The following is a 9862-nucleotide window of genomic DNA, read 5'->3' as shown; positions in this document are numbered from 1 at the left end:
GAAGCCGGTGCCCGGCTTGCTTTCCACGTTGTTGAACCAGGCGTATTCCATACCTTCGCGGCTGGTCCAGACGTTTTTACAGGTGACCGAGCAGGTATGGCAGCCGATGCATTTATCCAGATTCAGCACCATGCCGACTTGTGAACGAATTTTCATTTTACGCTCTCCTGTACCTGGTCATTACCTTCGCCGTCTAACCAGTTAATATTCTTCATCTTACGTACCACCACGAACTCATCGCGGTTCGATCCTACGGTGCCGTAGTAGTTAAAGCCGTAGGCCAGCTGCGCATAGCCACCGATCATGTGGGTCGGCTTCGGCGTAATGCGGGTCACGGAGTTGTGGATCCCGCCGCGCTGTTCGGTGATCTCTGACCCCGGCAGGTTCACGATACGTTCCTGCGCGTGGTACATCATGGTCATCCCGGCCGGTACGCGCTGGCTCACCACCGCACGCGCCGTCAGGGCACCGTTGCTGTTGAACACTTCGATCCAGTCGTTATCTTCAATACCCAGATCTTTGGCATCCGTTTCGCTCATCCAGACAATCGGACCGCCGCGCGACAGGGTCAGCATCAGCAGGTTGTCGCTGTAGGTGGAGTGGATCCCCCACTTCTGGTGCGGCGTCAGGAAGTTCAGCGCCTTCTCCGGGTTACCGTTCGATTTCGCGCCCATCACCGCTTTCACGGAGCGGGTGTCGATAGGCGGACGGTACACCAGCAGGCTTTCACCGAAGTCGCGCATCCACTGGTGATCCTGATACAGCGACTGGCGGCCGGACAGGGTGCGCCATGGGATCAGCTCGTGAACGTTGGTGTAGCCCGCGTTATAGGACACATGCTCGTCTTCCAGACCTGACCAGGTCGGGCTGGAGATAATCTTGCGCGGCTGGGCCTGAATATCGCGGAAGCGGATTTTCTCTTCCTCTTTATTCGTCGCCAGATGCGTATGGTCGCGACCGGTGAACGCGCTCAGCGCCGCCCAGGCCTTCACCGCGACGTGGCCGTTGGTTTCCGGGGCCAGGGTCAGGATCATCTCTGCCGCATCAATCGCCGTGTTCAGCATGGGCTGGCCTTTCGCCGGGCCGTCCGCTTTGGTGTAGTTGAGCTTGCGCAGCAGGTCCATTTCGCTCTGGGTGTTCCAGGCGATCCCTTTCCCGCCGTTACCGATTTTCTCCATCAGCGGGCCGATAGAGGTAAAGCGCTCGTACGTTGCCGGGTAGTCACGCTCAACCGGAATGATGTGCGGTGCGGTCACGCCCGGGATCAGGTCGCATTCGCCTTTTTTCCAGTCCTTCACGTCCAGCGGCTGCGCCAGTTCGGCGGCAGAGTCGTGCTGGATAGGCAGCGTTACCACGTCAGTCTCTTTGCCGAGGTGCCCCACGCAGACTTCGGAGAATGTCTTCGCGATGTCTTTGTAGATTTCCCAGTCGCTTTTTGATTCCCACGCCGGGTCAACGGCCGCAGACAGCGGATGAATAAACGGATGCATATCCGAGGTATTCATGTCGTCTTTTTCGTACCAGGTGGCGGTTGGCAGCACGATATCGGAGTACAGGCAGGTGCTGGACAGACGGAAGTCCAGCGTCACCACCAGATCCAGCTTGCCGTCCAGACCGTTGTCTTTCCACTCCACCTCTTCCGGCTTCACGCCGCCCTGCTTGCCGAGATCTTTCCCCTGGATGCCGTTTTCGGTACCCAGCAGGTATTTCAGCATGTACTCGTGACCTTTACCGGACGAGCCCAGCAGGTTGGAGCGCCAGATGAACAGGTTGCGCGGATGGTTTTTGCCGTTCTCAGGCTGTTCTGCCGCGAAGCGGATGGAGCCTTCCTTCAGGGATTTGACGGTGTAATCCACCGGCGACATGCCCGCTTTCTTCGCCTCTTGTGCAATGCGCAGCGGGTTAGTGCCCAGCTGCGGCGCAGACGGCAGCCAGCCCATGCGTTCAGCGCGCACGTTGAAGTCAATCAGATGGCCGCTGTAGCGGGATTTATCCGCCATCGGCGACAGCAGCTCCTGCGCGGTGACCGTCTCGTAGCGCCACTGGCTGGAGTGGTTATAGAAGTAGGAGGTGCTGTTCATGTGGCGTGCCGGACGCTGCCAGTCAAGGGCAAACGCCAGCGGCTGCCAGCCGGTCTGCGGACGCAGTTTTTCCTGACCCACGTAGTGCGCCCAGCCGCCGCCGCTCTGGCCGACGCAGCCGCAGAAGATCAGCATGTTGATCAGACCACGGTAGTTCATATCGAGGTGATACCAGTGGTTAAGACCCGCACCGACGATGATCATGGAGCGACCGTGGGTCTGGTCGGCGTTTTCCGCAAACTCGCGGGCGATACGCACGATCTGCGCGCGTGGAACGCCGGTGATCTGCTCCGCCCATGCCGGGGTATAAGCCTTCACGTCGTCATAGCCGGTGGCGCAGTTTTCATCACCCAGACCGCGTTCCAGGCCGTAGTTCGCCATGGTCAGGTCATAGACGGTGGTGACCAGCGCGGTAGTCCCGTCGGCCAGCTGCAGGCGTTTCACCGGCAGCTTGTGCATCAGCACGTTTTTCAGCTCAACCTTGTTGAAGTGCTCGGAACCTTCGCCGCCAAAGTACGGGAAGCCCACATCCGCAATCTCGTCCTGGCTACCCAGCATGCTCAGACGCAGTTCCGTCTCTTCACCGGTCGTGCCGTTACGCTGCTCAAGGTTCCACTTGCCCTTCTCGCCCCAGCGGAAGCCGATAGAGCCGTTTGGCGCCACCAGCTCGCCGTTGCTGTTATAGGCGACGGTTTTCCACTCTGGGTTATTTTCCTGGCCCAGCGCGTCCACCAGATCGGCGGCGCGCAGCGTACGGCCTGCGGCGTAGTAGCCGTCACGCTCTTCGAGCATCACCAGCATCGGCATGTCGGTGTAGCGACGGACGTAGTCGGTGAAGTACTGGCTTGGTTTATCCAGATGGAACTCGCGCAGCATGACGTGGCCCATCGCCATCGCCATCGCGGCATCGGTCCCCTGTTTCGGTGCTAGCCACAGGTCACACAGCTTGGCGATTTCCGCGTAGTCCGGGGTCACCGCAACGGTTTTGGTGCCTTTGTAACGGACTTCGGTAAAGAAGTGCGCGTCCGGCGTACGGGTCTGCGGCACGTTTGAGCCCCAGGCGATGATGTAGCTGGAGTTGTACCAGTCGGCGGACTCCGGTACGTCGGTCTGTTCGCCCCAGGTCTGTGGAGACGCTGGCGGCAGGTCGCAGTACCAGTCGTAGAAGCTCAGGCAGGTACCGCCGATTAAGGAGAGATAGCGCGCGCCGGAAGCGTAAGAGACCATCGACATCGCCGGGATTGGCGAGAAGCCTGCCACGCGGTCAGGACCGTAGGTTTTCACGGTGTAGACGTTGGAGGCGGCAATCAGCTCGTTCACCTCTTTCCAGGAAGAGCGAACGAAACCACCGCGACCGCGCGCCTGCTTGAAGCTTTTCGCTTTGTCGGCGTCCTCGATGATGGATGCCCACGCATCAACCGGATCGCTGTGCTGCACTTTCGCTTCACGCCACATTTTCATCAGGCGTTTACGCATCAGCGGATATTTGAGACGGTTGGCGCTGTAGAGATACCAGGAGTAGCTGGCGCCGCGCGGGCAGCCGCGCGGTTCATGGTTCGGCATATCCGGACGGGTGCGCGGGTAGTCGGTCTGCTGCATTTCCCACGTCACCAGACCGTTTTTAACGAAAATCTTCCAGCTACATGAGCCAGTGCAGTTTACGCCGTGGGTAGAACGGACGACTTTGTCATGCTGCCAGCGCTGGCGGTAACCGTCTTCCCAGTCCCGGTTGGTATCCAGAACCTGGCCGTGCCCATCGGCAAACGTTTCGCCCTTCTGCTTGAAGTAGCGAAACCGGTCCAAAAACTTGCTCATCGGGTATCTCCTGTATGGAGCCTGTGGCTCTCTAAATCGACATTGCTGATTTGCAGCGAAGGTAACGCCCTGAAAGAGAGGGAGAATTGATAACGATCAAGACGACGAGGGACTTTCAGGCGAGGGATTACACCGAATACCACCAAAGCGGTATCTTTATAAATTTCATATCTATATGAAATATAAGGTTATTTTAATTTCATCCTACAAAAGACCAGGCAAAATTTAACATCTCAGGTATTAAGGGGTAGAGCGCCCTGGAAAGCGATGGCGATCACAGTGTTGCCTGCGGATTTCCTGAGAAGAGCTTTCAGTATGTTGTAACTATTTTGACCCCAAAAAAACGCGGCCCGAAGGCCGCGTAAACGGATAATCACACTTACTTATTTTTTTTGGTATTACGGCCATATACCAGCCACGTAATCACAACGCAGGCGATATAGAAGATGAGGAAGACCTTCATTGCACCCGCCGGAGAGCCGGTCAGATCCAGTGAGATGCCGAACGCTTTCGGAATAAAGAAGCCACCAATTGCGCCAATCGCAGAGATAAAGCCCAGGGCTGCAGCCGTATCCGTTGCCGCTTCACGCATCGCCTGCTCTTCGCTTCCGCCCTGCGCCTTCACGCGGTCCATCGTCAGCTTGCGGAAGATCACGGAGATCATCTGGAAGGTAGACGCACTCCCCAGCCCGGCCGTCAGGAACAGCACCATAAACACGCCGAAGAAGGCGATGAAGCTCCCGCCCTGTCCGTCAGCAGGCAGCGTCAGGAACAGCAGCGCACAGAAGACTGCCATCACGACGAAGTTAACCAGCGTCACGCGGGTCCCGCCCAGACGGTCGGAGATCATGCCCCCCAGCGAACGCGCCAGTGCGCCAATGAAAGGACCGAAGAAGGCGAATTGCAGGATCTGCACGTCCGGGAACTGCGTTTTCGACAGCATCGCGAAGCCCGCCGAGAAGCCGATAAACGAACCGAAGGTCGCCAGATACAGCAGCGCCATCACCCAGAGGTGTCCACGCTTCAGCACCGGCAGCTGTTCGCTCAGCGACGCCTTCGACGCGGACAGGTCATTCATAAAGAACCAGGCTGCAAGGGTGAAGATCACGAGGAACGGCACCCAGATCCAGGCTGCGTTTTGCAGATAGAGGGAAGAACCATCCGCCTGCTCAACGCCACCGCCGCCAAAGGCTGCAAAAATGGAGACCGAGATCGCCAGGGGCGCGATCAGCTGCATCACGCTCACGCCCATATTGCCCAGACCGCCGTTAATCCCCAGCGCGCCGCCCTGCTTCGCTTTCGGGAAGAAGAAGCTGATGTTCGCCATGCTGGAGGCGAAGTTCGCCCCGGCAAAGCCGCACAGCAGGGAGATAATCACGAACACGCTGAACGGCGTGGAGGTATCCTGCACCGCGAAGCCGAGCCACACGCATGGGACGATCATGATGCCCGTACTGAACGCCGTCCAGCGACGGCCGCCGAAGACCGGCACCATAAACGCGTAAGGGACGCGCAGCAGCGCGCCTGACAGCGACGGCAGCGCGGTCAGCATAAACAGCTGATCGGTTGTGAACGTAAACCCGACTTTGGGCAGGTTTACCGCCACCGCGCTAAACAACATCCACACGCAAAACGCTAACAACAAGCACGGCACGGAAATCCACAGATTCCGGCTTGCTACACGATGGCCGCGCTGTTGCCAGAACGCCGGATCCTCTGGACGCCAGTCAGTAATAACGGCACCATTTTCCCTTTCGGGAGCGGATGAGTGACTCATAGACACCTCTGATTCTCGAATGATGCTGCAAACATTAGGGTTTTAGGGCGGCGGTAAGTTGATATAAATCAAAGGAAAAGTGGGAGGATTTGCGGCGTAAAATAAGGCCTCACCCTTAGTGAGTAGGCTAATTCGGTAAAAAAGACGTGGTTTTTCACGGCACTGACGGTTCCCTGCAGCGCCCACCTCTTTCCCCCTACTCCGTTGGCAATTTAGGGGTAATCCTTTATTGGTATGGGTATACTCCAGGGTATGCACCAGAATAGCGCCATTCCTGCAAGCAGGCCACGTCAGGAGCACGCCCACTCTATGTTAAAAAGATGCTTATCTCCGCTAACGCTCGTGAATCAGCTCGCCCTGATTGTTTTGCTGTCCACCGCCATCGGCGTGACCGGCATGGCGATCTCCGGCTGGCTGGTACAAGGGGTACAGGGTAATGCGCATGCCATCAACGAGGCAGGCTCGCTACGCATGCAGAGTTACCGTCTGCTGGCGGCGGTTCCGCTGACGCAGGACGATCGGCCTTTAATCGATGAAATGGAGCGCACGGCGTTCAGCCCCGAGCTGGAAAATGCCGCCATCCGTGCCGGTCAGCAATCCCAGTTGAAAGCCCTTCAGGGGTACTGGCACACCCAGCTGCAGCCGGGCCTGAAACAGGCACGCAGTACAGAAGCCGTTGCCCAGGACGTGGCGGGGTTTGTCTCCCGCATTGACGCGCTGGTCTCCGCGTTCGACCAGACGACCGAATTACGCATCGACCGGGTGGTGATGGTGCACCGGGCCATGGCGCTGTTTATGGGGCTGCTGCTGATCTTCACCATCGTCTGGCTCCGCGCGCGTCTGCTGAATCCCTGGAAACAGCTGCTGGCGATGGCCCGCGCGGTAACCGCACGCGATTTTACCCAGCGCACGCACATTAGCGGGCGCAACGAGATGGCCATGCTCGGCCAGGCACTCAATACCATGTCGGCAGAGCTCTCCGAGAGCTACGCGGTGCTGGAGCAGCGCGTACAGGAAAAAACGGCCGGGCTGGAGCAGAAAAACGAGATCCTCTCTTTCCTCTGGCAGGCCAACCGTCGCTTGCACATGCAGGTGCCGCTATGTGAACGTCTCTCACCGGTGCTGAATGGCCTGCAAAAGCTGACCCTGCTGCGCGATCTGGAGCTGCGGGTCTACGATGTGGAAGACGAAGAGAACCACCAGGAATTTACCTGTCAGTCCGATATGTCCTGCGATGACAAAGGCTGCCATCTTTGCCCTCGCGGCCTGCCGCCGCTGACCTCTGGCGGCACGACCCTGAAGTGGCGCCTGACGGATAGCCACACTCAGTACGGCATTCTGCTGGCCACCCTGCCAACCGGACGCCACCTGAGCCACGACCAGCAGCAGCTGGTGGATACGCTGGTTGAACAGCTGACGGCCACGCTGGCGCTCGACAGGCATCAGGAAAAACAGCAGCAGCTGATCGTCATGGAAGAGCGCGCGACCATCGCCCGCGAGCTGCACGACTCCATCGCCCAGTCGCTTTCCTGTATGAAAATGCAGGTGAGCTGCCTGCAGATGCAGGATGCGGAGATGCCCGACAGCAACAAGCAGCTGCTCAGCCAGATCCGCAACGAGCTGAACACCTCCTGGGTGCAGCTGCGCGAGCTGCTGACCACCTTCCGTCTGCAGCTGACCGAGCCGGGCCTGCGCCCGGCGCTGGAATCCAGCTGTCACGAATTTAGCGCCCGGCTGGGGTTCCCGGTGAAGCTGGATTACCAGCTGCCGCCGCGCTTTGTCCCCTCCCATCAGGCCATACATTTACTGCAGATCGCCCGCGAAGCGCTGAGCAACGTGCTTAAACACGCTGAAGCAACGGCGGTCACGGTCACCGTCAGCCAGCACGACAATCAGGTGAAACTGACGGTTCACGATAACGGCCGCGGCGTGCCGGAAAATGCCGAACGCACTAACCATTATGGTTTAATCATTATGCGAGACCGCGCCCAAAGCCTGCGCGGTGATTGCCAGGTTCGCCGGAGAGAGTCGGGCGGCACGGAAGTTGTCGTCACCTTTATTCCCGAGAAACCGCTTACAACTGCTCAAGGAGATACCCATGACTAATCAGGAACCGGCATCCATCCTGTTGATCGACGACCATCCGATGCTGCGTACTGGCGTGAAACAGCTGGTCAGCATGGCGCCCGATATCACCGTGGTGGGTGAAGCCAGCAACGGCGAACAGGGCATTGAGCTTGCCGAATCCCTCGATCCCGATCTGATCCTGCTCGATCTGAATATGCCGGGCATGAACGGACTGGAGACCCTCGACAAGCTGCGGGAAAAATCGCTTTCCGGACGCATCGTCGTCTTTAGCGTGTCGAACCATGAAGAGGATGTGGTCACGGCGCTGAAGCGCGGGGCGGATGGCTATCTGCTGAAAGACATGGAGCCGGAAGATCTGCTTAAGGCGCTGCAGCAGGCGGCGGCGGGCGAGATGGTATTGAGCGAAGCCTTAACGCCGGTGCTGGCCGCCAGCCTGCGCGCTAACCGCGCCACCTCTGACCGTGACGTCAGCCAGCTCACGCCGCGCGAGCGCGACATTCTCAAGCTCATTGCCCAAGGCCTGCCGAACAAAATGATCGCTCGCCGCCTGGACATCACCGAAAGCACGGTCAAAGTGCACGTGAAGCATATGCTGAAGAAAATGAAGTTAAAATCTCGCGTTGAAGCCGCCGTGTGGGTGCATCAGGAACGCATTTTCTAAGGATTACTCCTCCGGCAGCAGCTTCCAGCGCGGGTCGTCATCAGGCAATGCGACCAGCGGCTGCACCACAGCAAGCGTGATCTCATTGGACGAGACGCGCTGGCCTTTCTCATCTTCTACCACCGCCGAGAGGTGCCAGCGGTTTGTCGCACCTTCCTGTTCATTCCAGGCAGGTATAATCACGCTCCAGCCGTCTGCGCTGTTACTTTTGGCCGGCGACGTCAGGCTCAATGCCTGCGTATCCCCCTGCCAGTGGATCTGACGGATGCCGTGCGTGCTGCGAACCTGCAGCTTCAGCATAACGGTCTCGCCCCCTTTCAGATCCCACGGCGGCGTGGCCAGCCAGACGGACAGCGTTTTACGCTGGCGGAATTCCATCACCGGCAGGCTAGTGCGCTCCGGTGAATCGTAGCGGCTGCCGCGCAGGGATCGCGTCGCGGCAACCTCATCGGCGGAAAGCTGCTTAGCCAGCGGCACGCCAAAGCGGTAGTTGAGCTTCAGCCCAAGGTTATTCTGGCTCTCGCCGCTTTCGCCCTGCTTGTGCCCGGCGGTCAACGTGACGAGTGGAACGGGGGTATAGTTAAGCCCCAGATTGACCGCAACCGGGTTGTGGTACCCGGTTCCACTGTTGAACAGGTCAACGTTATCGCCAAAGTACTGCTCAACGCTGACGCTGGTGTTCAGGTGATGAAACCACGGCAACCAGGCTTTAGCGGTCACGTCATATCCGCGCGCCATGCGCTGCTCCTGAACGTCAGATCGCGCGCGCCATCCGGCAAAGGGCTGATAGTAGTTCGCTGAGAGGCGCATATTTTCCCCCCACGCTTCCGCTCCCAGCCCGGCACGCTGCAGGTTTTCATCGAGAAGATTATCGTAAAAGGTGTTGTAGCCCAGCAGCCATTTCCCCGCGACCCAGCGCTGACCGATTCCGGCGTTACTGACCAGGCCATCCGTCTGCTGCGTCAGGCCAAGCTGGCTCCAGCTGAGGTAACGGTTAGTATCATTCCACGGAATAAACCAGCTCCCGCTGCTGCCGTTAAATTTGCCGTCGTTATCCACCAGCACGTTCACGCTGGCGTTTCCCCAGGGCGACAGCCAGGACTCAATCTGCTGGTTCACTTCCCCGCTTACCGCGTCGCGTACCTGACCAAAGGCAAACTGACGCGCCTGCTCGCCGGTCGTCAGCCCGTTGTCGGTCATGCTGGCTTCACCGAAGGCTTTCGCCATTTCGGCGAGGTGTTTCTCCCCTTCGCCCGTTGGCGCCGCCAGGCCGAGATCGGGCAGACTATCCCCATTATTATCAAAGGGGTGCTGCGCCTGGTGCATAAAGGAATTCGGCGCACCGTGAACGGCTCCGGCCGTAAGAAGGGGGAGTAAAAACAGCAAACGAATGCGGGACGATACAACCATCAACGTCGTCAATAAGAACCTGTGTTTATT

General features: G+C 58.6%; 5 protein-coding genes and 1 pseudogene. 2 read left to right on the top strand and 4 right to left on the bottom strand.

Annotation, left to right across the window (positions count from 1 at the left end; translation table 11 throughout):
• The 3 genes and pseudogenes from narH to B498_RS19900 form a co-directional block, all read right to left on the bottom strand.
• A pseudogene (gene narH / locus B498_RS23045) lies at positions 1 to 156 on the bottom strand (nitrate reductase subunit beta); the annotation flags it as partial.
• Positions 153 to 3896, bottom strand: coding sequence for a nitrate reductase subunit alpha (locus B498_RS19895; protein WP_008499534.1), 3744 nt, complete (start codon positions 3894 to 3896; stop codon positions 153 to 155). The gene B498_RS19895 and the pseudogene narH, both read right to left, overlap by 4 nt.
• Before the next feature lie 379 nt (positions 3897 to 4275).
• Positions 4276 to 5673 (bottom strand): NarK family nitrate/nitrite MFS transporter, encoded by a 1398-nt coding sequence (locus B498_RS19900; RefSeq protein ID WP_008499533.1) that lies wholly within the window; start codon positions 5671 to 5673, stop codon positions 4276 to 4278.
• A gap of 309 nt (positions 5674 to 5982) precedes the next feature.
• Between B498_RS19900 and narX the strand changes: the two genes are divergently transcribed.
• Both narX and narL read left to right on the top strand, forming a co-directional pair.
• A complete protein-coding gene (gene narX, locus B498_RS19905) occupies positions 5983 to 7779 on the top strand; it encodes a nitrate/nitrite two-component system sensor histidine kinase NarX (RefSeq protein ID WP_008499532.1) in 1797 nt (598 codons plus the stop codon).
• Positions 7772 to 8422, top strand: a complete 651-nt coding sequence (narL, locus tag B498_RS19910; RefSeq protein WP_008499531.1) for a two-component system response regulator NarL — start codon at positions 7772 to 7774, stop codon at positions 8420 to 8422. Before narX ends, narL begins: the two co-directional genes overlap by 8 nt.
• A gap of 3 nt (positions 8423 to 8425) precedes the next feature.
• On the opposite strand, the gene B498_RS19915 is transcribed toward narL, so the two are convergent.
• Positions 8426 to 9832 carry a YchO/YchP family invasin gene (locus tag B498_RS19915; RefSeq protein WP_008499530.1) on the bottom strand — a complete coding sequence of 469 codons (1407 nt, stop codon included), beginning with the start codon at positions 9830 to 9832 and terminating at the stop codon, positions 8426 to 8428.
• Between the last annotated feature and the right edge of the window lie 30 nt (positions 9833 to 9862).

Source organism: Enterobacter sp. SST3 (assembly GCF_000286655.1).
GTDB classification, from domain to species: domain Bacteria; phylum Pseudomonadota; class Gammaproteobacteria; order Enterobacterales; family Enterobacteriaceae; genus Enterobacter; species Enterobacter roggenkampii.
Note: the sequence above shows the minus strand (reverse complement) of the source record. Positions and strands in the feature narration are given on the sequence as shown.

Excerpts from the sequence above, each read along its gene's own strand:
- B498_RS19895 (WP_008499534.1), bottom strand. The coding sequence starts at position 3,896 with ATGAGCAAGTTTTTGGACCGGTTTCGCTACTTCAAGCAGAAGGGCGAA.
- B498_RS19900 (WP_008499533.1), bottom strand. The coding sequence starts at position 5,673 with ATGAGTCACTCATCCGCTCCCGAAAGGGAAAATGGTGCCGTTATTACT.
- narX (WP_008499532.1), top strand. The coding sequence starts at position 5,983 with ATGTTAAAAAGATGCTTATCTCCGCTAACGCTCGTGAATCAGCTCGCC.
- narL (WP_008499531.1), top strand. The coding sequence starts at position 7,772 with ATGACTAATCAGGAACCGGCATCCATCCTGTTGATCGACGACCATCCG.
- B498_RS19915 (WP_008499530.1), bottom strand. The coding sequence starts at position 9,832 with ATGGTTGTATCGTCCCGCATTCGTTTGCTGTTTTTACTCCCCCTTCTT.